The organism is Pseudomonas sp. GZD-222 (assembly GCF_049310525.1).
GTDB lineage: Bacteria > Pseudomonadota > Gammaproteobacteria > Pseudomonadales > Pseudomonadaceae > Aquipseudomonas.
In genome coordinates this window covers 1-21124 of sequence record NZ_JBMOWO010000032.1, presented here as the reverse complement: position 1 = coordinate 21124, position 21124 = coordinate 1, and the positions used below count along the sequence as shown (strand labels likewise).

19 protein-coding genes are annotated in these 21124 nt (G+C 60.4%); 8 read left to right on the top strand and 11 right to left on the bottom strand.

All coding sequences use genetic code 11. The annotated features are described in order from the left end of the window. Positions 1-204: 204 nt before the first annotated feature. The 5 genes from ACO6VD_RS06205 to ACO6VD_RS06185 all read left to right on the top strand — a co-directional run bounded on the left by ACO6VD_RS06205 (position 205) and on the right by ACO6VD_RS06185 (position 8166). Entirely contained in the window at positions 205-1632 is a 1428-nt protein-coding gene (locus tag ACO6VD_RS06205) for a di-heme oxidoredictase family protein (RefSeq protein ID WP_422417713.1), read from the top strand. A gap of 14 nt (positions 1633-1646) precedes the next feature. Continuing rightward, complete coding sequence (locus ACO6VD_RS06200; RefSeq protein ID WP_422417711.1) at positions 1647-2711, top strand: imelysin family protein; 1065 nt, start codon at positions 1647-1649, stop codon at positions 2709-2711. 2 nt (positions 2712-2713) lie between these two features. Further along, the gene (locus tag ACO6VD_RS06195; protein ID WP_422417709.1) at positions 2714-3811 is read left to right on the top strand and encodes a DUF1513 domain-containing protein; all 1098 of its coding nucleotides are present in this window, start codon (positions 2714-2716) and stop codon (positions 3809-3811) included. Positions 3812-3950: 139 nt separating this feature from the next. After that, positions 3951-5105, top strand: a complete 1155-nt coding sequence (locus ACO6VD_RS06190) for an efflux RND transporter periplasmic adaptor subunit (protein WP_422417707.1) — start codon at positions 3951-3953, stop codon at positions 5103-5105. 13 nt (positions 5106-5118) lie between these two features. Then, positions 5119-8166: a multidrug efflux RND transporter permease subunit gene (locus ACO6VD_RS06185; protein WP_422417706.1), complete on the top strand. Its 3048-nt coding sequence runs from the start codon at positions 5119-5121 to the stop codon at positions 8164-8166. A gap of 62 nt (positions 8167-8228) precedes the next feature. Here the strand turns inward: ACO6VD_RS06185 and ACO6VD_RS06180 are convergent, their stop codons facing one another. The 5 genes from ACO6VD_RS06180 to colR form a co-directional block, all read right to left on the bottom strand. Beyond that, positions 8229-8456, bottom strand: coding sequence for a hypothetical protein (locus tag ACO6VD_RS06180; RefSeq protein ID WP_422417705.1), 228 nt, complete (start codon positions 8454-8456; stop codon positions 8229-8231). Continuing rightward, positions 8456-9166 carry a lipopolysaccharide kinase InaA family protein gene (locus ACO6VD_RS06175; RefSeq protein WP_422417704.1) on the bottom strand — a complete coding sequence of 237 codons (711 nt, stop codon included), beginning with the start codon at positions 9164-9166 and terminating at the stop codon, positions 8456-8458. Before ACO6VD_RS06175 ends, ACO6VD_RS06180 begins: the two co-directional genes overlap by 1 nt. 6 nt (positions 9167-9172) lie before the next feature. Next, positions 9173-9853, bottom strand: a complete 681-nt coding sequence (locus tag ACO6VD_RS06170; protein ID WP_422417703.1) for a class I SAM-dependent methyltransferase — start codon at positions 9851-9853, stop codon at positions 9173-9175. A gap of 109 nt (positions 9854-9962) precedes the next feature. Continuing rightward, positions 9963-11261, bottom strand: coding sequence for a sensor histidine kinase (locus tag ACO6VD_RS06165; protein WP_422417702.1), 1299 nt, complete (start codon positions 11259-11261; stop codon positions 9963-9965). Continuing rightward, positions 11251-11934, bottom strand: a complete 684-nt coding sequence (gene colR, locus ACO6VD_RS06160; protein ID WP_038998896.1) for a two-component system response regulator ColR — start codon at positions 11932-11934, stop codon at positions 11251-11253. Before colR ends, ACO6VD_RS06165 begins: the two co-directional genes overlap by 11 nt. Before the next feature lie 190 nt (positions 11935-12124). Here colR and ACO6VD_RS06155 point away from each other — a divergent pair, with 190 nt between their 5' ends. Then, on the top strand, positions 12125-12862 hold the full coding sequence (locus ACO6VD_RS06155; RefSeq protein ID WP_422417701.1) for a phosphatase PAP2 family protein: 738 nt from the start codon (positions 12125-12127) through the stop codon (positions 12860-12862). A 48-nt stretch (positions 12863-12910) separates the two neighbouring features. Here ACO6VD_RS06155 and groL read toward each other — a convergent pair whose 3' ends face one another. The 5 genes from groL to ACO6VD_RS06130 form a co-directional block, all read right to left on the bottom strand. Next, the gene (gene groL, locus ACO6VD_RS06150) at positions 12911-14563 is read right to left on the bottom strand and encodes a chaperonin GroEL (RefSeq protein WP_045183489.1); all 1653 of its coding nucleotides are present in this window, start codon (positions 14561-14563) and stop codon (positions 12911-12913) included. A gap of 47 nt (positions 14564-14610) precedes the next feature. Beyond that, positions 14611-14904 carry a co-chaperone GroES gene (locus ACO6VD_RS06145; protein ID WP_009050540.1) on the bottom strand — a complete coding sequence of 98 codons (294 nt, stop codon included), beginning with the start codon at positions 14902-14904 and terminating at the stop codon, positions 14611-14613. A gap of 255 nt (positions 14905-15159) precedes the next feature. Further along, positions 15160-15657, bottom strand: a complete 498-nt coding sequence (locus ACO6VD_RS06140) for an FxsA family protein (protein WP_422417700.1) — start codon at positions 15655-15657, stop codon at positions 15160-15162. Positions 15658-15721: 64 nt separating this feature from the next. Further along, a complete protein-coding gene (locus ACO6VD_RS06135; protein WP_422417699.1) occupies positions 15722-16453 on the bottom strand; it encodes a HugZ family protein in 732 nt (243 codons plus the stop codon). Positions 16454-16559: 106 nt separating this feature from the next. Continuing rightward, positions 16560-17567 carry a DUF481 domain-containing protein gene (locus tag ACO6VD_RS06130; RefSeq protein WP_422417698.1) on the bottom strand — a complete coding sequence of 336 codons (1008 nt, stop codon included), beginning with the start codon at positions 17565-17567 and terminating at the stop codon, positions 16560-16562. A 151-nt stretch (positions 17568-17718) separates the two neighbouring features. Here ACO6VD_RS06130 and ACO6VD_RS06125 point away from each other — a divergent pair, with 151 nt between their 5' ends. Together ACO6VD_RS06125 and ACO6VD_RS06120 are read left to right on the top strand one after the other, a co-directional pair. Then, on the top strand, positions 17719-18072 hold the full coding sequence (locus ACO6VD_RS06125) for an MGMT family protein (RefSeq protein ID WP_422417697.1): 354 nt from the start codon (positions 17719-17721) through the stop codon (positions 18070-18072). A 43-nt stretch (positions 18073-18115) separates the two neighbouring features. After that, entirely contained in the window at positions 18116-19666 is a 1551-nt protein-coding gene (locus tag ACO6VD_RS06120; protein WP_400171713.1) for an AmpG family muropeptide MFS transporter, read from the top strand. Positions 19667-19691: 25 nt separating this feature from the next. On the opposite strand, the gene ACO6VD_RS06115 is transcribed toward ACO6VD_RS06120, so the two are convergent. Further along, entirely contained in the window at positions 19692-20942 is a 1251-nt protein-coding gene (locus ACO6VD_RS06115; protein ID WP_422417696.1) for an MFS transporter, read from the bottom strand. Positions 20943-21124 lie beyond the last annotated feature (182 nt).

The window sequence follows — 21124 nt, the reverse complement described above, 5'->3', positions numbered from 1 at the left end:
CTTCGGGTCGCTTTTTTTATGCGTCAATTTATCGCGGGGCAAGCCCGCTCCCACCGATCTGGTGCCATCCCGGTGGGAGCGGGCTTGCCCCGCGATCAACAGCCCACCCCAGATTTCATCTAGCAAACGCAAATCCCTCTTATTCGAGGATCCTGAGCCTGCTAAGCTTGCACGCCGGTTTTTTGCTCAAGCTCAGGATCCTTGATGTCTTCGTTGCTGTTCCGTCTCAGCCCGCTGCTTCTGGCCACGACCCTGGTCGCCTGTGACGACGCCCCGCGTTTCACTCAGGCTGAGCCTGGCGAAGCCTTCGCCGGAGGCCAGACGACAGTCAACAAGCGCGATCAGAATGCCTACTCCATGCCCTCGGCCAACCTCGCGCCGAGCCGACGCCTGGACTTCAGCGTGGGCAACAGCTTCTTTCGCAACCCTTGGGTGATTGCCCCGGCGACCACCACTGCCCGTGATGGCCTGGGTCCGTTGTTCAATACCAACGCCTGCCAGAACTGCCATATCAAGGACGGCCGCGGCCATCCGCCGGGCCCCGGCGCCAAGCATGCCGTGTCGATGATCGTGCGCCTGTCGATCCCCGATCAGCCGCACTACGCCAAAGTCATTGAGCAACTGGGCATCGTTCCTGAACCCGTCTATGGCGGTCAGTTCCAGGACATGGCGGTTCCCGGTGTTACGCCAGAAGGGAAAGTGCGAGTCGAATACACGCCGGTACCGGTGACGTTCAAAGACGGTACTCAGGTAGAGCTGCGCCAGCCATCCCTGCAGATCAGCCAGCTCGGTTACGGCCCGATGCACCCCGACACCCGCTTTTCCGCCCGGGTCGCGCCGCCGATGATTGGCCTGGGTCTGCTCGAAGCCATCCCCGAGGCCGACCTCCTGGCCAATGCCGATCCGCATGATCGCAATGGCGACGGCATCCGTGGTCGCCCCAACCAGGTCTGGGACGATGCCCTGGGCAAAACCGTGATGGGCCGTTTCGGCTGGAAAGCCGGACAACCGAACATCAACCAGCAGAACGTGCATGCGTTCTCCGGTGACATGGGCCTCACTTCCACCTTGCGGCCCGTCGATGACTGCACCCCGGCACAGATCGACTGCCTCAAGGCGCCCAATGGCAACGGCGCCAATGGCGAGCAAGAGGTCAGCGACAACATTGCCCGCCTGGTGCTGTTCTACACCCGCAACCTGGCAGTGCCGGTCCGCGCGGACGTCGACTCGCCTCAGGTGCTGGCCGGCAAGAACCTGTTCCACCAGGCCGGCTGCCAGAGTTGCCACACCCCAAGTTTCACTACCGCTACCAACGCTGCCGAGCCGGAACTGGCCAATCAGCTGATCCGCCCCTACAGCGATTTGCTGTTGCACGATATGGGCCCGGGCCTGGCTGACAACCGCACCGAGTTTGCCGCCAGCGGCCAGGATTGGCGTACCCCGCCCCTCTGGGGCATCGGCCTGACCCAGACTGTCAGCGCCCAAGCCGGATTTCTTCACGATGGCCGCGCCCGCAACCTGCTTGAAGCCGTGCTGTGGCACGGCGGCGAAGCCGAAGCGGCCAAGCAACACGTCTTGACCTTCAATGCCGAGCAACGCGCCGCGTTGTTGGCGTTCCTGAATTCACTTTAACAAAGGAGCCGGGCATGTTCCGTCCGAAACTGTTGTTCACCAGCCTCGCCGCCCTTGCCCTGGGCGCCTGCTCGCCGCAGGACCCGCAGGCTGTGACTTCCGCTGCGATCGCCAAGCAGGTGATCCTGCCGACCTACAGCCGCTGGGTCGAAGCCGACCGTCAACTGGCGGTCAGCGCCCTGGCCTACTGCGAAGGCAAGGCTGACCTGGCAACCGCCCGCGCCGACTTCCTCCACGCACAAAAAGCCTGGGCCGAACTGCAGCCGCTGTTGATCGGACCGTTGGCGGAAGGCAACCGCGCCTGGCAGGTACAGTTCTGGCCAGACAAGAAGAACCTGGTCGGTCGTCAGGTCGAGCAACTGGTCAGCGCAGACAAACCGGTCGATGCCGCCAGCCTGGCCAAGTCCAGCGTAGTGGTGCGTGGCCTGTCCGCCTACGAGTACATCCTCTTCGACAGCAAGCCAGACGTCGCCAGCGCCGAGCAGAAAGCCCGTTACTGCCCGCTGCTGGTCGCCATCGGCGAGCACCAGAAAGCCCTGGCCGAAGAGATCCTCAAGGGCTGGAACAACACCGACGGCATGCTCGCGCAGATGACCAAGTTCCCCAACCAGCGCTATGCCGACTCGCACGAAGCCATCGCCGACCTGCTGCGTGCCCAGGTCACCGCCCTGGACACTCTGAAGAAAAAACTCGGCGCGCCCATGGGTCGTCTGAGCAAAGGTATTCCACAACCACTGCAGGCTGAAGCCTGGCGCAGTCATTCCTCGCTCAAGAGCCTGGAAGCCAGCCTGACCGCCGCACAAACCGTCTGGGTCGGTGTGGATAACCAAGGTCTGCGCGGCCTGCTCGGCAAAGATCAGAAAGCCCTGGCCGACAAGATCGATGCCGCCTACGCCAACGCGCTCAAGCTGCTGAACGCCAATCAGAAGCCGCTGGGTGAACTGCTCGACGACGAAGCCGGTCGCCAGCAACTCAATGCAATCTATGACAGCCTCAATGTCGTCCACCGCCTGCACGAGGGCGAGCTGGCCAAGGCGTTGGGCATTCAGCTGGGCTTCAATGCCAACGACGGTGACTGATCATGTTGCGACGCCAGGCTCTCAAACTCGGTAGCGTTCTGCTCAGCGCCCTCACCCTGGGCGGCTGGACCCTGTTTCGCGGCAAGGACAGCGGCCCCCTGCTGCTCTCGGCGCGCGACGACAGCGACGGCAAACACTATGCCGTCGGCTATCGCCTGGACGGCACTCAGGTGTTCGCCACCGAAGTGGCCCAGCGTTGCCACGACATCATCAACCACCCCGAGCAGCCGATTGCCCTGTTCGTCGCCAGACGCCCCGGCACCGAGAGCTACCTGATCGACTTGCGCGATGGCCGTTTGCTGCAGACCATCGCTTCGCAACCGAACCGGCACTTCTACGGCCACGCGGTGATCCACAAGAGCGGCGAATGGCTGTACGCCACCGAGAACGACACCACCGATCCCGGCCGCGGCGTACTCGGTGTCTACCGCTTTGACGGCGAACGCCTGATCCACAGCGGCGAAATTTCCACCCACGGCATCGGCCCGCATCAGGTGTCGTGGATGCCCGATGGCGAAACCCTGGTGGTCGCCAATGGCGGTATTCGTACCGAAGCCGAAAGCCGCGTGGAGATGAACCTCGACGCCATGCAGCCGAGCCTGGTACTGATGCAGCGCGATGGCACCCTGCTGAGCAAGGAAGTCCTGGCGCAGCAGATGAACAGCGTGCGTCACCTGGCAATTGCCAACGATGGCACCATCGTTGCCGGCCAGCAGTTCATGGGTACGGGCGACGAAACTGCCGAGCTGCTGGCGATCAAACGGCCCGGGCAAGCCTTCCAGGCGTTTGCGGTGCCCGAGCAGCAATTGCAATCGATGGCCAACTACACTGCCAGCGTGGCGATTCACAGCGAGTTGCGCCTGGTGGCGCTCACCGCCCCGCGCGCCAACCGTCTGTTCATCTGGGACCTGGATACCGCTCAGGTGCGCCTGGATGCACCAATGCCGGACTGCGCCGGTGTCGGCGCGGTGGCCGATGGTTTTGTCGTCACCTCCGGCCAGGGCCGTTGCCGGCTCTATGATTGCCGCAAGAGTGAGTTGATCGGCCAACCGCTGCAGCTGCCCTCCGGTCTATGGGATAACCACCTGCACCTGGCCTGAGTTTTCCATCTGAGAAATAGCCGGGAACACAGGCTTCCCTGGCCCGGTCAAACGAGTAATATTCGGCTACAGCGCACGTGGGCAGGATCGCCCGCAGTCGTGCCAAACGAACAATAAATCGTATCCAAGGAACTGGACTATGCTGCGCCGCCGCATGCTCATCATGTTAGGTGTTGTGTTGCTGCTCGTGCTGATTCTGGGGGGCTACAAAGCGTTCTCCATTTATCAACAGGTGCAGATGTTCTCGGCCCCCAAGCCCCCGATCAGCGTGGCGGCGGCCGAGTCCAGCGAGCGCGCCTGGCAAAATCGCCTGCCCGCAGTTGGCAGCCTCACCGCCCTGCAGGGCGTCGATCTGCGGCTGGAAACCGACGGTACGGTGAAAAACCTGCAGTTCGAGTCCGGGCAGAAGGTCAGCAAGGGCCAACCCCTGCTGCAACTGGACAGCGATGTCGAGACCGCGCTGCTCGGTACCGCCCTGGCCGACCTGGGCCTTGCCCAGGTGGACTTCAATCGCGGCAGCCAGCTGGTAGGCAGCCAGGCAATTTCCCGTGGCGAGTTCGACCGCCTGAGCGCGCAGTACAAGCGCAACAAAGCGGTGGTCGATCAACTCAAGGCCGCCCTGGCCAAGAAAAGCATCAGCGCGCCCTTCAGTGGCACCATCGGTATCCGCCAGGTGGACGTCGGCGACTACCTGGCCAGTGGCACAGTGATCGCTACCCTGCAGGACCTGAGCAGTCTGTATGTCGATTTCTTTGTCGCCGAACAGGCAGTGCCCAAGCTGAGCATCGGCCAGCAGGTGCTGGTCAGTGTCGCCGCCTACCCGCAACAGACCTTCCCCGGCACCATCAGCGCCATCAACCCCAAAGTCGAAGACAGCACCCGCAACGTACAGGTACGCGCCACCCTGGCCAATCCTGACGGCAAGCTGTTGCCGGGGATGTTCAGCAGTTTGCAGATCCTGCTGCCAAGCCCGCAACCCCAGGTGGTGGTGCCGGAGAGTGCGGTGACCTACACCCTTTACGGCAACTCGGTGTACGTCGCCGTGCCGAAAAAGACCGAAGATGGCCAGGTAACGAAAAACGCCGAGGGGCAGCCGGAGCTGATCGCCGAACGCCGCTTTGTCGACACCGGCGAGCGCCGCGATGGCCTGGTGGTGATCAACAAGGGCCTCAAGGCCGGTGAGCAGGTGGTGACCGCAGGCCAGCTGAAACTGACCCAGGGTGCATTAATCAGCATCAGCCCGGACAAGACCCTGCAAGCCCCAGAGAACAATCACCAGTCGCGCGCCAACTGATCGAGGATGCGTCATGGCTTTTACCGATCCGTTCATCCGCCGTCCGGTGCTGGCCAGCGTGGTCAGCCTGTTGATCGTCCTGCTGGGCTTTCAGGCCTGGAGCAAACTGCCGATCCGTCAGTACCCGCAGATGGAAAACGCCCTGATCACGGTAACCACTGCCTACCCCGGGGCCAACGCCGAAACCATCCAGGGTTACATCACCCAGCCCATGCAGCAGAGCCTGGCGAGTGCCGAAGGCATCGACTACATGACTTCGGTGAGCCGGCAGAATTTTTCCGTGATCTCGATCTACGCACGGATCGGTGCCGACAGCGACCGCTTGTTCACCGAACTGCTGGCCAAGGCCAACGAGGTCAAGAACAAACTGCCGCAGGACGCCGAAGACCCGGTACTGAGCAAGGAAGCCGCCGATGCGTCGGCGCTGATGTACATCAGCTTCTACAGCAGTGAGTTGAGCAACCCGCAGATCACCGACTACCTGTCACGGGTGATCCAGCCCAAGCTGGCTACCTTGCCAGGCATGGCCGAAGCGGAGATCCTCGGCAACCAGCTGTTCGCCATGCGCCTGTGGATCGATCCGGTGAAACTCGCCGGTTACGGGCTGAGCGCCAATGAAGTGACCGATGCGGTACGGCGCTACAACTTCCTCTCGGCCGCCGGCGAGGTCAAGGGCGAGTACATCGTTACCAGCATCAACGCCACCACCGAACTGAAATCCGCCGAGGCCTTCGCCAACATCCCGCTCAAGACCAGCGGCGACAGCCGGGTATTGCTTGGCGATGTGGCACGGGTCGAGATGGGCGCGGAAAACTACGACACGGTCAGTTCCTTCGATGGCACACCCTCGGTCTACATCGGCATCAAGGCCACGCCCGGCGCCAACCCGCTGGATGTGATCAAGGAGGTACGCAAACTGCTGCCCGACCTGCGAAGTCAGTTGCCGCCCAACCTCAAGGCCTCGATCGCTTACGACGCCACTTTGTTTATCCAGGCGTCTATCGATGAGGTGGTGAAAACTCTGGTCGAAGCGGTGTTGATCGTCATCGTCGTGGTCTTCCTGTTCCTCGGCGCCTTGCGCTCAGTACTGATCCCGGTGATCACCATTCCGCTGTCGATGATCGGCGTACTGTTCTTCATGCAACTGATGGGCTACTCGCTCAACCTGCTGACCTTGCTGGCGATGGTATTGGCCATCGGTCTGGTGGTAGACGACGCGATCGTTGTGGTGGAAAACATCCACCGCCATATCGAAGAAGGCAAAACGCCGTTCGAAGCGGCGCTGGAAGGCGCCAGGGAGATCGCCATGCCGGTGGTGTCGATGACCATCACCCTGGCGGCGGTCTACGCCCCTATCGGCTTTCTGGAGGGCCTGACCGGGGCGCTGTTCAAGGAGTTCGCCCTGACTCTGGCCGGGGCAGTGATCATTTCCGGCATCGTCGCCCTGACTCTATCGCCAATGATGTGCGCCCTGCTGCTGCGCCATGACCCGAGTCCCAGCGGCCTGGCCCATCGCCTCGACATGCTCTTCGAAGGTCTCAAGGTGCGCTACCAGAAACTCTTGCATGGCACCCTCAACACGCGGCCGGTGGTGCTGGTGTTCGCGGTGATCGTGTTGTGCCTGATTCCGGTGTTCCTGATGTTCACCAAGAGCGAACTGGCCCCGGATGAGGACCAGGGTGTGATTTTCATGATGGCGACGGCGCCACAGCCAACCAACCTTGACTACCTGAGTGCCTACACCGACGAGTTCGTTGACATCTTCAAGGCGTTTCCCGAGTACTACTCCTCGTTCCAGATCAACGGCTTCAACGGTGTGCAATCGGGTATCGGCGGCTTCCTGCTCAAGCCCTGGAGCGAGCGCGAGCGTACCCAGATGGAGCTACTACCGCTGGTGCAAGGCAAGCTCGAAGGCATCGCCGGCCTGCAGATTTTCGGCTTCAACTTGCCCTCGCTGCCGGGCACTGGCGAAGGCCTGCCGTTCCAGTTCGTGATCAACACCGCCAACGACTACGCGTCACTGCTGGAGGTGGCCGAACGGGTCAAGGAGCGGGCCCAGGCGTCAGGCAAGTTTGCCTTCCTGGACATTGACCTGGCCTTCGACAAGCCCGAGGTGGTGGTCGATATCGATCGGGCCAAGGCCGCGCAGATGGGGGTATCCATGGATGCCCTGGGCGGTACCCTGGCGACACTGCTCGGCGAAGCGGAAATCAACCGTTTCACCATCGAAGGCCGCAGTTACAAAGTCATCGCCCAGGTTGAACGACCGTATCGCGACAACCCCGACTGGTTGAGCAATTACTATGTGAAAAACCAGCAAGGGCAAATGCTGCCGCTGGCGACCCTGATCACCATCAGCGACCGCGCCAGGCCGCGTCAGCTCAACCAGTTCCAGCAATTGAACGCCGCCATCATCCAGGGTGTGCCAATGGTCAGCATGGGCGAAGCGCTGGAGACCGTGCGCAACATTGCCCGCGAAGAAGCGCCACAGGGCTACGCCTTCGACTATGCCGGTGTCGCCCGGCAGTTCGTCCAGGAAGGCAGTGCGCTATGGGTGACGTTCGGCCTGGCCCTGGCGATTATCTTCCTGGTACTGGCAGCGCAGTTTGAGAGTTTTCGCGATCCACTGGTGATCCTGGTGACCGTGCCGTTGTCGATCTGCGGGGCACTGATTCCGCTGTTCCTCGGTGTTTCGAGTATGAACATCTACACCCAGGTCGGCCTGGTGACGCTGATTGGCCTGATCAGCAAGCACGGCATTCTGGTGGTCGAATTCGCCAATCAGTTACGCCTGCAAAAAGGATTGAGCGCCCGCGAAGCGGTGGAAGAAGCCGCAGCGATCCGCCTGCGCCCGGTGTTGATGACCACGGCGGCGATGGTGTTCGGCATGGTACCGCTGATTCTGGCCAGCGGCGCCGGGGCGGTGAGTCGCTTTGACATTGGTACGGTGATCGCCACCGGCATGTCGGTGGGCACTCTGTTCACCCTGTTCGTTCTGCCTTGCGTCTATACCCTGCTGGCGCGGGCCGATGTACCTCAGGTACAAACCCAGCCCGTCTGATCCTGCAAAAGCAAAAAGGCCTCGTCTTGGACGAGGCCTTTTTGCTGCGACAAACCCTGAGATCAGCCCGGCGCACGCCCCCCCTGACTGAGGCCAAACAGCAGCAACAGCAGGTCGTGGTCAGGCTTGGCATCCACCTGCGGCTTGATCAGCCTTGGCAGCGGGCACTGCATTGCCTTGTCGGCATGGCTGAACACCTGCGGCCCTGGCTCTTCCCAAGCAGCCATGGCAACCGTGGCCACCGCCAGGGCCGCCACGACAAACAAACCTCGAGCAATTTCTAGTTTCATTACTCTAAACCTTTGACAGCGCTGCCAAACGCCATCTGGTAAAAATAGAGCAGCTTTCGCCACTCTGCGTCATTGAATGACGAGTGGCGGCGCAACTGCTTCAGGTCATTGGCGGCTGCGCGATGGCAACTGATCCGTCGGCGGCACTTCTCCAGGTCCAGCAACGCCACTTCAGCACGGGCGTCGTCACCCTCGCCGATCACCTTGATGAACACGTGCTTGCCATACAGGCAGCCATGTTGCCAATGGCCACGGTGCATACGCACCAGGTTCTGCGCCAGGTCCTGCAGCATGCGCTCATGCAAGCCCTCGCTATAACGCTCACGTGCACCGTTGGCGTACCAGTTATCGGAATCCTCGAAGCCGTCCAGGGCCTCGCTGACCAGCAGCGCACGCCACTGATGATCGGCATCGCGCTCGACACCGCAATAAACGATATGCGGCACACGCACACCCAATTGCTCGAAGCTGTTGAGCGCATCGTACTCACGCAAAACCGTCGGGCGGCCGAACGGGTGCATCAGGCTGCGGTAGATATGGCCAATCTGACGCTTGGAATACAGCAATTGACCATTTTCATCGCTCAGCCGCTGTACACCACTTTCCCCACCCCGGCGCTGATTGGGTGCCTCGACCCATTCGCCCTGCTGTTGCCAGAAATGGTCAAAACGATTGTTCCCCGTCGTTGTTCCCGAGCGTTCTACCGCCATGCCCTGCTACCCCTTACGCAATACGTATACTCGCCACATGGCATAGAACGGTAAAAAGTCCAATCGTTCCTGAATGCGGAAACCGGCGGCCTGGAATTCTTCCTCAACCGTGGCAACCGGTAACACAAAACGGTTTTGATAGCTGGGCTTCCCGGTTTCAGCGTAACGACGCTTTTCGAGCTTCTGCCGACGCCAGGCTTTGAAATTACCGTCGACCCAAAGCGACAAAATCACGCTGTCTCGGGTAACACGTTGAAATTCAGAGAGAATAGTTTTCCGATGCGCCGCGTCACCGATGTGGTGCATCAGGCGCATACAGAAAATGCTGTCGACCGAGTTGTCAGGCAAATCAATTGCGAACGCTGATGTCTGCAAGGTTCGTACCCGCTCGACGATATGCGCTGGCTGCGACTTGGTGGCCGTCTCCAGCATCGCCTCGGAGTTGTCCGCACCGATGATCACCCGATTGGGCTTTTCCGCCAGCATCGGCCAGAAGCGACCGGCACCACACGGCAAGTCGAGAACCAGGCCAGGTTCGCCGGCCAACGCCAAGGCACGGCGAGCCAGTTGCTCGTCACGTTGATGAGACAAGCGCCGAGCCAGGCCGTCCTGATGCTTGAGAAAGTACTCCTGGGCATGTTGCTGGTCGTACTTTTCGGAAAACTCGAGTTTGATGGGGCTACGCATGGTGCATCTCCTGACTCCAATACTCCCACCTTAAGCAGGCAAGCGTTGGCGTCAGGTCATGCGCATGTGAAAAATTCGTGAGCTGGCTCGGTAAAAGTTACCGAATGTTTCATTGCATTTCGGTCAGGCGATCCGCGCCACCGTTCAAGTCCACGTGAAAGCTGCAACCGTGAGGCAGCATCGCCGTCAAACTCACGGCCCAGTTCTGGTCATCACAAATTCGCTGCACCAGTGACAGGCCCAGGCCAAGCCCCTCTCCTCGCCGCTCATCGCCGCGAACGAAAGGGCGGAACATGGCTTCACGCTGCTCCTCGGGAATCCCCACTCCACTGTCCTCGACCTTGAACCCCGTTGGCTCCAGGGTCAGGCGGATAAAGCCATAGTCGGTGTAATGCGCGGCGTTGCGCAGCAGGTTGCCCATTACCGCCTGCAGGAAAGTGGCGTTGTACAGCGTGGGCAATCCCGCCTTGGCGTCATAAACCAGCGTCAGGCCTTTCTGTTCGATGGTGTCGCGCCAGACACCAATCAGGTCATCCGCCACTTCCTTGAGACTCGCCTGCGATGCCACTGCCCCTTCATCGCGCTGGGCCCGGGCCAGCATCAGGAAGGTTTTCACCAGTTCCTGCATCTCTTCGGTGGCGCGGGCAATCCGTTCAACCTGGGAGCGCGCACGGGTGTCGATATTGGGATTGACCAACAGCAGCTCACAGGAGCTGGCCAGCACCATCAGCGGCGTGCGCAATTCATGACTGACGTCGCTGGTGAACAGGCGCTCACGCGTCAGGGCATCGCGCAGGCGACCCAGGGTATCGTCGAAGGCCACGGCCAGTTGACCGACTTCGTCAGCTGCGTAATCCGGCGCCAGCGGTGGTGCCAAACCCAGCAGTTGGTCGCGATGCCGCACTTGTTGCGCCAGGCGGATCACAGGGGCCATCACCCGACGGGCCAAGACCCAGCCAAGGAACACCGCCAACGCCAGGCTAAGAACGAACCCCACCACCACGACCGCGAACAGCACGCGCTCTCGCTCTTCAAAATCGCTCTGATCCTGCAGCAATACGTAGCGCCGCCCGTCCACCACTTCAACCATCGCATGATAGGACAGCTGTTCGCGAAACACTTCGTGAAAGCCGGGACTGAGGTGGCGCAAGTCCTTGGGCAGTTCGAAATCGTCTCGCCCGCCGCTGTAGTAGAACAGCTGGTCCGGACGCGGCCGATGGCTCCAGTCACTGACGTTGTCCATGCGCAGCAAGCGCTGCAGGTCGCCGCCCAGCACGGCCGAGATCAAGCGTTCTTCAACCAGATGCACAGTAGCAACGATACCGAAGGCGAATGCGCCAGCCACCAGCGCACTCATCAAGGCAAAAGCAATGATGATCCGCTGGGCAAGGCTCTGTTTAAACTCCATCACGGCCCTCGGCAAGGCGGTAACCCACGCCGTGGACGGTATGCAGCAGGGCTTTTTCAAACGGTTTGTCGATCACCTGGCGCAGTTGGTGAACATGGCTGCGCAGGCTGTCGCTGTCCGGGCAATCGTCACCCCACAGTGCCTCTTCCAGCACTTCACGGCGCAACACATGGGGGCTCTTCTGCATCAATACTGCCAATAGCTTCAAGCCAACCGGGTTGAGCTTGAGCAATTTGCCCTCGCGGGTAACCTCCAGGGTATCAAGGTCGTACACCAGGTCGCTGACTTGCAGAGTGCGGCGACCACCGCCTTGAGCCCGACGCAGCACCGCTTCAATGCGTGCAGCCAGCTCCGACAGCGCGAACGGCTTGAGCAGGTAGTCATCGGCACCGGAACGAAAGCCTTGCAGGCGGTCGTCGAGCTGATCGCGTGCGGTGAGCATGATTACCGGGGTGTCGCGCCGGGCGTCTTCACGCAGACGCTTGCACAGGGTATAGCCATCGATACCCGGGAGCATGATGTCGAGCACGATCAGGTCATAGTGTTCAGTGGCGGCCAGGTGCAACCCCGACAGTCCATCCTGGGCACAATCGACGGTGTAGCCTTTGAGGCCCAGATAGTCGGCCAGATTGGCAAGGATATCGCGGTTGTCTTCAACCAGTAGAATTCGCATGGGGGTTCTCCCGTCCGGGCCATTTGCCTGCTTGGCAGGCGCAGCTTACGGCCATCGGACACGCGCGGCTAGGGCGACGAAACTTTATTGCAGGCTAACGTTTTTTTCACTCAGTCTTCACAGACAGGTTATAGCGACTACTCGAGAATTGCCGGTCGGGACCGTCCCTTTCGACCTGCCTGGATCTGCCATGCCCCTACCTGCACCTTCTCGTCCGCTCAACCTGTGGATTGCTCTCGGCATCCCCGCCGTCATCGCCCTGACCCTTATTTTGCTGGAGTTGACCTCCCTGGACATGGATCTGGCCAAGCTGGTGTTCGACCCGGTAACGGGCCAGTTCATCGGGCGGCACAGTTATTTTCTCGAAGATATCCTGCACGACCGCGCCAAACAGGCAGTCATCGCCCTCAGTCTTGGGGCCATTATTGCCTTCATTTCCAGCTTCTTCTGGCACCGTCTCAAAGGCTGGCGTCGAGAGCTGGGGTATCTGGTGTTGGCCATGGCGCTATCAACCAGCTTCGTCACGCCGGTAAAAGCGGTGACCGCGGTTCAGTGCCCCTGGAGTCTGAAAGAGTTTGGTGGCAAGGAAACCTACAGCGAACTGCTAAGCCCTCGCCCCGCCACCGACAAGCCTGGTCGTTGCTGGCCCGGTGGTCATGCGGCCACTGGCTTCACCCTGTTTGCCCTGTTCTTCGCCCTGCGTGATCGCCGCCCGCGTCTGGCCCGTGCCGCGCTGCTGTTCGCGTTTGGCCTGGGGACAGTGTTTTCAATTGGGCGCATGCTGCAAGGCGCACACTTCTTTTCGCACAACGTATGGACAGCGGTGTTCTGTTGGCTGATCAGCCTGGGGTGTTACTACTGGGTGCTGTATCGCAAACCGGTGGTTGACTCAGCCGCAGCGGCAGCGCGACTTGCGCAACAGGCATAAAAAAGCCCCGCATATAGCGGGGCTTTTTCTCAAGCGGGTAAGGCTGGCTTACATCATGCCGCCCATGCCGCCCATGCCACCCATGCCGCCCATGTCTGGCATACCGCCGCCAGCAGAAGCTTCAACAGGAGCATCAGCAACCATGGCTTCGGTAGTGATCATCAGACCACCGATCGAAGCAGCAGCTTGCAGCGCCGAACGGGTTACCTTGGCTGGGTCCAGGATGCCCATTTCGATCATGTCGCCGTACTCGCCGGTAGCAGCGTTGTAACCGAAGTTGCCCGAACCTTGCTTGACCTTGTCGACCACTACGCTTGGCTCGTCGCCGGCGTTGGCAACGATCTGACGCAGAGGGGCTTCAACAGCGCGACGCAGCAGTTGGATACCAACGTTCTGGTCTTCGTTGTCGCCTTTGAGCTCGGAGATGGCCTGCAGCGAGCGCACCAGCGCAACACCACCGCCAGGCACCACGCCTTCTTCAACGGCTGCACGGGTAGCGTGCAGGGCGTCTTCAACGCGGGCTTTCTTCTCTTTCATTTCGACTTCGGTGCCAGCACCGACCTTGATCACGGCAACACCGCCAGCCAGTTTGGCCAGACGCTCTTGCAGTTTTTCACGGTCGTAGTCCGAAGAGGTTTCTTCGATCTGGGCACGGATCTGCTTGACGCGTGCTTCGATGTCGGCTTCCTGACCAGCACCATCGATGATGGTGGTGTTTTCTTTGGACAGGGTGACGCGCTTGGCGTTGCCCAGGTGCTCCAGGGTAGCGGATTCCAGGCTCAGGCCGATTTCTTCGGAGATCACGGTACCGCCGGTCAGGACGGCGATGTCCTGCAGCATGGCCTTGCGGCGGTCGCCGAAGCCAGGGGCCTTGACGGCAGCAACCTTGACGATGCCGCGCATGTTGTTGACTACCAGGGTAGCCAGCGCTTCGCCTTCAACGTCTTCAGCCACGATCAGCAGCGGACGGCCGGCTTTGGCAACAGCTTCCAGGACTGGCAGCAGTTCGCGGATGTTGGAGATCTTCTTGTCAACCAGCAGCAGCAGAGGGCCGTCCAGCTCGGCGACCATGGTGTCTGGCTTGTTGACGAAGTAAGGGGACAGGTAGCCACGGTCGAACTGCATGCCTTCTACGACCGACAGTTCGTTTTCCAGGCCCGAGCCTTCTTCAACGGTGATCACGCCTTCTTTACCGACTTTTTCCATGGCTTCGGCAATGATGTCGCCGATGGAGTTGTCGGAGTTGGCAGAGATGGTGCCTACCTGAGCGATGGCCTTGGAGTCGGCGCATGGCTTGGACAGGGACTTCAGCTCTTTGACGATGGCGATGGTAGCTTTATCGATACCACGCTTGAGGTCCATCGGGTTCATGCCGGCAGCAACGGCTTTCAGGCCTTCGCTAACGATGGCCTGAGCCAGAACGGTGGCGGTGGTGGTGCCGTCGCCAGCTTCGTCGTTGGCCTTGGAGGCAACGTCTTTGAGCAGCTGGGCGCCCATGTTTTCGAAGGCGTCTTTGAGTTCGATTTCTTTGGCAACCGACACACCGTCTTTGGTGATGGTCGGAGCGCCGAAGCTCTTGGCCAGAACAACGTTACGGCCTTTCGGGCCCAGGGTGGCTTTTACAGCGTCAGCCAGAACGTTGACACCAACGAGCATTTTCTTACGGGCGGAGTCGCCGAATTTTACGTCTTTAGCAGCCATGATCGTTTAATCCTTGAATACTTTGGAGTAACGGGAAACCAGCGGAATCAGCCTTCGATAACAGCGAGAATTTCGTTCTCAGCCATTACCAGCAGGTCTTCGCCGTCAACTTTCACAGTGTTGCTGCCCGAGTAAGGGCCGAAAACCACCTTGTCACCCACTTTCACGGCCAGCGCACGCACTTCACCGTTGTCCAGGATGCGACCGGTACCTACAGCGACGATTTCGCCACGGTTAGGTTTTTCAGCGGCCGAACCTGGCAGAACGATACCGCCAGCGGTTTTCGATTCTTCTTCGCTGCGACGGATAACGACGCGGTCATGCAGAGGACGAAGCTTCATTGTCGATCTCTCCTAATTGTGGTTTTCATCGGCCGGTATCGACACCGGCGGGTTGATGCTTGCGGCGTAGCCGCTCGTAGCTCGCGGTGCGAACCACACATGTAATGTCCGGGAAATGCCCCCGGAAACCTTGCGGTAACCCCTACATGAGGTCGCCAAGAGCAATTACAAGGCTTGGTCATGAAAATTTTTAGCGATCCACACCGATAAAAACGAACGGCCCCTTGCGGGGCCGTTCGGATTGACGCTGGCAGATCACAGATCGCGGGGATTGCGCGGTTCAGGCGAATCGCGATGCTCGTACTCGCCCTCGATCACGTTCGGCTGACGCGCCTGACCGGTAGGGCTGCCCGGACGGTTCATGAACGGGTCATCGCCAAAGGCACGCTGACGCATGGCCTGGGCTTCGGCACGCTCACGCATTTTGCGGCCCAGCAAGCGACGGGTGAATGGCAGCAAAAAGATCAGGCCGATCACGTCACTGATGAAGCCGGGCAGCAGCAACAGGCCACCACCGACAGCCAGCATCAGGCCATGGAACATGTCTTCGGCAGGCAGCTCACCACGCTGCAGGCTCTCGCGGGCACGCAGGGCGGTAGCCAGGCCGGCTACGCGCACCACCAGCACACCCAGGGCGGAGCCGGCAATGATCAGCAGCAGCGCCGGGAAGAAGCCGATCGCGGTGCTGACCTTGAAGAACACATACAGCTCCAGCACCGGAAAAATCAGAAACAGCAATAGAAAAGCACGCATCAATGGTTCCTCTGCGCAAGAAGTCCTTGCAATAAACCTTTAATGGTTGCGCTCCATCGCTTTTTCAAGCCTGCACGCTTTCACGCGCTGGCCATTGATCGGCGCGAGCCAGAAAAACCAGGGCTTCGCGTACTTGTATCGGCGTATTGCAAGGCACGGCGAACGGTAGCCAGTGCACGGCCTGGCCGATACGCAGGTGCATGCCTTCACTGTCGATGCCGACCATCTGCGCCGCTGGCTCCTGCGCCAGGCCGCTGAGCTGGACGTAATGCGCGATGGCATTGGCATGGTCGCTGTTCATGTGTTCGATCATGCTCAGCTCGGCCTTGCCGGCAAAGGGATTGGCCAGGCTCAGGTGGTCGACCCAGTGGATAGCGCCAAAACCGCCAATGTAGCGGTGACGCACCGGCTTGAGCACCCAGAAGTCAAAGTCATGGGCCTTGTGGTAGTTGCTCGACTCGGGGAAATAACGGTAGTAGCGCTCAGCAGCGGCTTCGATCGCCGCAGGCTCCTCGAGCTTCTGCGCGTGCGCCAGTACCGTCAGCCGACCAACGGCCTGCACATCCTCCGCATCGCGCTCGCCCACCAGCAGCGAGCACTTGGGATCTTTCTGCAGGTTGTGGGTGTGCTGGGCGATGCGGCTGATCAGAATCAGCGGATTGCCTTCAGCATCCAGGCAATACGGCACCACCGAGCCGAAGGGAAAGCCCGGCATCGACTTGGAATGCGTCGAAAGGACGCCACGATATTCCTTGAGCAGCAGCTCCCGGGCCTGTTGTGCGACTTTTGCGCTCACGGTGTAACTCCCGACTCGACAATATATTGAAGGCTGGCCGGACAGGACATCCGGCCATGTGCTTAACCGTCAAAATAATCATTATCGCCGGTGGTTGCCAGAAGACTTACCAGGCTACGCCGAAGCCAGCGGTATAACGGGTCTTTTCCAGGTCGCTGTCGCGGGTGCCACTGATGATGTCACGCTCGGCCTTGAGGTTGAGCGACGCCCACTCAGTGACCTTGTAGCGCAACCCGACCTCGGCATCCAGGGCATATTCGGCAACGCCACCCAGCGGCTTGCCCACCTCGCCGTTGGTGAAGAACTCGACGCGTTTACCGATCAGGTAGCGGTTGTAGTCCCACTTCATCGCCACGGCATAGAAGTTGTCCTTGCCGCCATCAGCATATTCATAGTCGGTGCGGTTGAGCAGCGAACCCAGGGAGAAAGCGCCCAGCTCGTCATCCCAGAACTGGTAACCCGGACCGGTACCTACAGTTCGCTGGCGGGCCAGGTCCTCAATATGGTCACGCTTGTATTCCAGGCGCCCCTGCCAGAACCATTTTTCGGTCAGGAAACGGTCCAGCGCATATTCGGCGCTCCAGTTGTTGGTGGTAGTGACGTCGTCCTTGCTCTCACGGTTGTATTCGCCTTCGGCTTGATGGCGCCAGCGACCATGGCGAGCCGTGGTCTTGAAGTCGATGTCATAGTCATCGCTGTCGGACTCGGCCCGCTTGTAGTCCATGGCCAGATCGACATTACCCTTCCACGACAGGTCCTCGACCACCGGCTTGGGTTTCATGATCTGCTGGATACTGGCCAGCTCGACGGTCTTGGGCGCCTCGCCATTGGCCAAGGTGACCTTGCCATCTTCGGCAGCACTCAGCGCCTTGGCGCGCTCGCCGGTATAGGCATCCTGCTTGACCAGCAGCTCCTGATCGCTTTCCAGGGTCTTGACCTGCTTCCAGTCCAGGGCAATAGAGCCGCCGTACTCGGTTTTGAGCAGCAGCTTGCCGCCGTCAAAGACGGTGATCTTGCCGCTGAGCCGGTCGCCGTTTTTCATCCAGACGGTATCGGCAACAGCCGCAGAGCTGGCAACTATGAAGGCAAGGGACAACAAGACTCTAGAAAACATAAGCGGCTACGGACTCTGGTTTGCAAAAAAGTCGGGCATTATCCAGATACCCGCCTATAGAGCAAGGACTGACCCACCCCATGCCGATGAGTTCAATTACTGTTTGCCAGCTCTACGCATTCATTTCACCGCCAATGCCTGCGAGGCTGGGATGAAAGCAACTCCTGGTGATCCATCGGAAAATGCCCAAGCCCGACGAATGGCGCTCTATTCCGTGCTCGGCCAAGTGCCGCCAGGCAAGGTGGTCAGTTATGGTCAACTTGCCGAACTGGCAGGCCTGGGCCGTGCAGCGCGCTGGGTCGGGCGTACGCTGAGTCAATTACCTGCAGACACACAGCTGCCCTGGCACCGTGTACTGGGTGCAGGTGGACGTCTGAGCCTGGCCCTGGGCACGCCCTCAGGCGACGAGCAACGTGCACGACTACGGGCAGAAGGCGTCACCCTGCACAATAATCGTGTGGATATGTTGCGCCATGGCTGGCGTCCGATGGAGCACAGCGGTTAGAGTGCGCGCTTTGTTTTCGTAAACTTGAGGCAGATGTTGGCCCATGCCCCGTAAAACCTGGCGCGCTGCGCTCGCTGCCTATGCCAGCCCGTCTACCCTGGTGCTGTTGCTGCTCGGCTTTGCCGCCGGCTTGCCCTACATGCTGGTGTTTTCAACCCTGTCGGTGTGGTTGCGCGAGGCTGGGGTGGCCCGCGAGACCATTGGTTATGCCAGTCTGATTGGCCTGGCCTATGCCTTTAAATGGGTCTGGTCGCCGCTCCTCGACCAATGGCGCCTGCCGTTGCTCGGCAAGCTCGGGCGACGCCGCTCCTGGCTGGTGCTGTCGCAGATTCTGGTGGTGATAGGGCTGGTCGGCATGGGCTTTTGTGATCCGCAAAAGCACCTGTCCTGGCTGATTGCCCTGGCGGTACTGGTTGCCTTCGCCTCGGCCACCCAGGATATCGCCGTCGACGCCTACCGCCTGGAAATTGCCGACGATCAACGTCAGGCCGCACTTGCCGCCAGCTACATGGCTGGGTATCGGGTCGCCGCCCTGCTGGCGACCGCCGGTGCCCTGTTCTTCGCCGAAGGCTTCGGCTCCACCGGATTCAGTTACCTGCACAGTGCCTGGACCGGTACTTATGTACTGTTCGGCGTGCTGATGCTGCCAGCAGTCATCACCACCGTGCTGATGCGCGAACCACCGGTGCCGCTGCGTACTCAGCTGTCAGCTGCGCGCTATGGCCTGGTCCATCAACTGGTATCGGTGTTCGTGCTGATCATTCTGCTGGTCTCGGTACCGGCGATGTTCACGCAGTTGTACAACACCGATTTCGCCAGCGTGCTGTTCGACGGTGTAAGCCTGCTTGATCTGCTGCTGGAAGACCGCGCGTTCCTGCGCGCCATCCTCTACATCACCCTGACCGGCTTGTGCCTGTCGTCCATGGGCCGCCGCGGCCTGGCACCGGTGCTGACGCCGGTCAACGACTTCATCCTGCGCTACCGCTGGCAGGCGCTATTGCTGCTCGGGTTGATCGCCACCTACCGGATGTCCGATACGGTCATGGGCGTGATGGCCAACGTGTTCTATATCGACCAAGGCTTCACCAAGGATCAGATTGCCAGCGTCAGCAAGATCTTCGGCCTGATCATGACGCTGGTCGGCGCCGGCATGGGCGGCTTGCTGATCGTGCGCTTCGGCATTCTGCCGATCCTGTTCATTGGCGGCGTAGCCTCGGCGGCAACCAACATCCTGTTTCTGATGCTGGCCGACATGGGCCCGAACCTGCAGATGCTGGTAGTGACCATTTCCCTCGATAACTTCAGCTCCGGATTGGCCACCTCGGCATTCGTCGCCTACCTGTCGAGCCTGACCAACCTGAAGTTCTCCGCGACCCAATATGCGCTGCTGAGTTCGATCATGCTGCTGTTGCCACGCCTGATCGGCGGCTACTCCGGGGTCATGGTGGAAAAATTCGGTTATCACGACTTCTTCCTGATCACCGCCTTGCTCGGTGTGCCGACCCTGATCCTGATTGCACTGCATTGGCATCAGGAGCAAGGCCGGGGCAAACAGCTACCGGCCGACAATCCAGTCGCCGAGCAGCGCCCCTGATCTTCCTGTGAGGAAAGTGCCGGGCTTAACCCGGTACTGCCTCAGCAGGCTCGCTGGAGGCGCCCAGAACGACTTTCAGCGGCCATAGCGCCAGGATCCCTGCCACGCCAGCAGCCAAGGCGAAGCTCAGCAGGCTGTCTCCAGCGCCGAGCATGGCCAGCAACGCCCCGCCCAGCCCCAGCAAGGCGATGGTAATCATCCCCAACATGGCCGAAACCAGTCCCTTGCTCTGTTCACTGGAGAACAGCGTCATGCGATACAGCACGGCGTTGGCGATGCCCAGGCCCAAGGCATAGACCGACAGGCCTGCAACCAGCATGGCCACGCTGGGCATCAGCCAGGTGCCCAGCATCATACCCACAAGACCGGCCAGGAAAGGCCAGAGGGCACCGCGCACCAGACTGGTGAGTGGATAGCGGTCGGCGATGCGGTTGATGACCAGATTACCCATGATCAGGCCACCGAACACTGGCAATTGCCACAGGGCATACTCCAGGGTGCTCAGGCCTTCATCATGAATCAGCAGCACGGGCGACAAGCCGATCCAGCCGATCAACGGCAGGCCAACCAGGCCCAGGGCCGCACTGCCCGCCACGAAACGGCGGTTGCTGAGCAACTGACCATAACCGGCCAGCAACGACCTCAGGTGGATCGGTTGGAACGCCAGGCGCGAACCATCGCGGCGTTCAACCCCCAAGGTCTCCGGCATGAAGCGGTACAGCGCAAGCCACGACAGCACGGCGCAAGCGCCGAAAATCACAAACAGCCAGCGCCACGACACCCATTCCAGCAACAGGGTGCCCACCAGCGGGCCGAGCAAAGGTGAAAGCAGGGCAATATTGGCCAGCAACGCCATCATCCGCACTGCATCGGCTTCGCTGAAGGCTTCGTTCAAGGCGGGATAGCTGACCGTCACCACAAAGCCCAGGCCGATGCCCTGTAACAGCCGCAGCAGGTTGAACAGCTCAATACCCTGTACCCAAAAGGCAGCCAGGCAGGTCACGCAAAAAATCGCACAACCCGCCAGCAACAACGGCCTGCGGCCATAGCGATCAGCCAGCGGGCCGATCAACCATTGCAGTACCACGCCACCGAGCAGATACAGGTTGAGGGCGTGGGGAATGTAGGCGGGGCTGGCGTTGAGATCACCGACCACCACGGGCATGGCGGGCATCACCACATCGCTGGCGAGGTAGGTCAGCAGCTCGAACAGCGCCAGGGTCATCGCGAAGCAGAAGGCTCGCAATGGGGTGATGTTGATCAGGGGGGTAAGCATGATAAGACCGGGCAATCAGAAAACAGGCCAGCCTGTATGCCAGAAACCCCGGGACGCTGATAGCGCGAAGACGTGAACAAGTGTAATGGTTGAAAAGCATCGCGGGGCAAGCCTGCTCCCACCGGGGCAGGGTGGGAGCGGGCTTGCCCCGCGATCAGGCCGGGACTTATTGCACCGCCGTT

Excerpts from the sequence above, each read along its gene's own strand:
- colR (WP_038998896.1), bottom strand. The coding sequence starts at position 11,934 with ATGCGAATTCTACTGGTTGAAGACAACCGCGATATCCTTGCCAATCTG.
- ACO6VD_RS06125 (WP_422417697.1), top strand. The coding sequence starts at position 17,719 with ATGAAAGCAACTCCTGGTGATCCATCGGAAAATGCCCAAGCCCGACGA.
- ACO6VD_RS06180 (WP_422417705.1), bottom strand. The coding sequence starts at position 8,456 with ATGAAACTAGAAATTGCTCGAGGTTTGTTTGTCGTGGCGGCCCTGGCG.
- ACO6VD_RS06115 (WP_422417696.1), bottom strand. The coding sequence starts at position 20,942 with ATGCTTACCCCCCTGATCAACATCACCCCATTGCGAGCCTTCTGCTTC.
- ACO6VD_RS06145 (WP_009050540.1), bottom strand. The coding sequence starts at position 14,904 with ATGAAGCTTCGTCCTCTGCATGACCGCGTCGTTATCCGTCGCAGCGAA.
- groL (WP_045183489.1), bottom strand. The coding sequence starts at position 14,563 with ATGGCTGCTAAAGACGTAAAATTCGGCGACTCCGCCCGTAAGAAAATG.
- ACO6VD_RS06195 (WP_422417709.1), top strand. The coding sequence starts at position 2,714 with ATGTTGCGACGCCAGGCTCTCAAACTCGGTAGCGTTCTGCTCAGCGCC.
- ACO6VD_RS06130 (WP_422417698.1), bottom strand. The coding sequence starts at position 17,567 with ATGTTTTCTAGAGTCTTGTTGTCCCTTGCCTTCATAGTTGCCAGCTCT.
- ACO6VD_RS06200 (WP_422417711.1), top strand. The coding sequence starts at position 1,647 with ATGTTCCGTCCGAAACTGTTGTTCACCAGCCTCGCCGCCCTTGCCCTG.
- ACO6VD_RS06120 (WP_400171713.1), top strand. The coding sequence starts at position 18,116 with ATGCCCCGTAAAACCTGGCGCGCTGCGCTCGCTGCCTATGCCAGCCCG.
- ACO6VD_RS06140 (WP_422417700.1), bottom strand. The coding sequence starts at position 15,657 with ATGCGTGCTTTTCTATTGCTGTTTCTGATTTTTCCGGTGCTGGAGCTG.
- ACO6VD_RS06190 (WP_422417707.1), top strand. The coding sequence starts at position 3,951 with ATGCTGCGCCGCCGCATGCTCATCATGTTAGGTGTTGTGTTGCTGCTC.
- ACO6VD_RS06205 (WP_422417713.1), top strand. The coding sequence starts at position 205 with ATGTCTTCGTTGCTGTTCCGTCTCAGCCCGCTGCTTCTGGCCACGACC.
- ACO6VD_RS06175 (WP_422417704.1), bottom strand. The coding sequence starts at position 9,166 with ATGGCGGTAGAACGCTCGGGAACAACGACGGGGAACAATCGTTTTGAC.
- ACO6VD_RS06155 (WP_422417701.1), top strand. The coding sequence starts at position 12,125 with ATGCCCCTACCTGCACCTTCTCGTCCGCTCAACCTGTGGATTGCTCTC.
- ACO6VD_RS06170 (WP_422417703.1), bottom strand. The coding sequence starts at position 9,853 with ATGCGTAGCCCCATCAAACTCGAGTTTTCCGAAAAGTACGACCAGCAA.
- ACO6VD_RS06185 (WP_422417706.1), top strand. The coding sequence starts at position 5,119 with ATGGCTTTTACCGATCCGTTCATCCGCCGTCCGGTGCTGGCCAGCGTG.
- ACO6VD_RS06165 (WP_422417702.1), bottom strand. The coding sequence starts at position 11,261 with ATGGAGTTTAAACAGAGCCTTGCCCAGCGGATCATCATTGCTTTTGCC.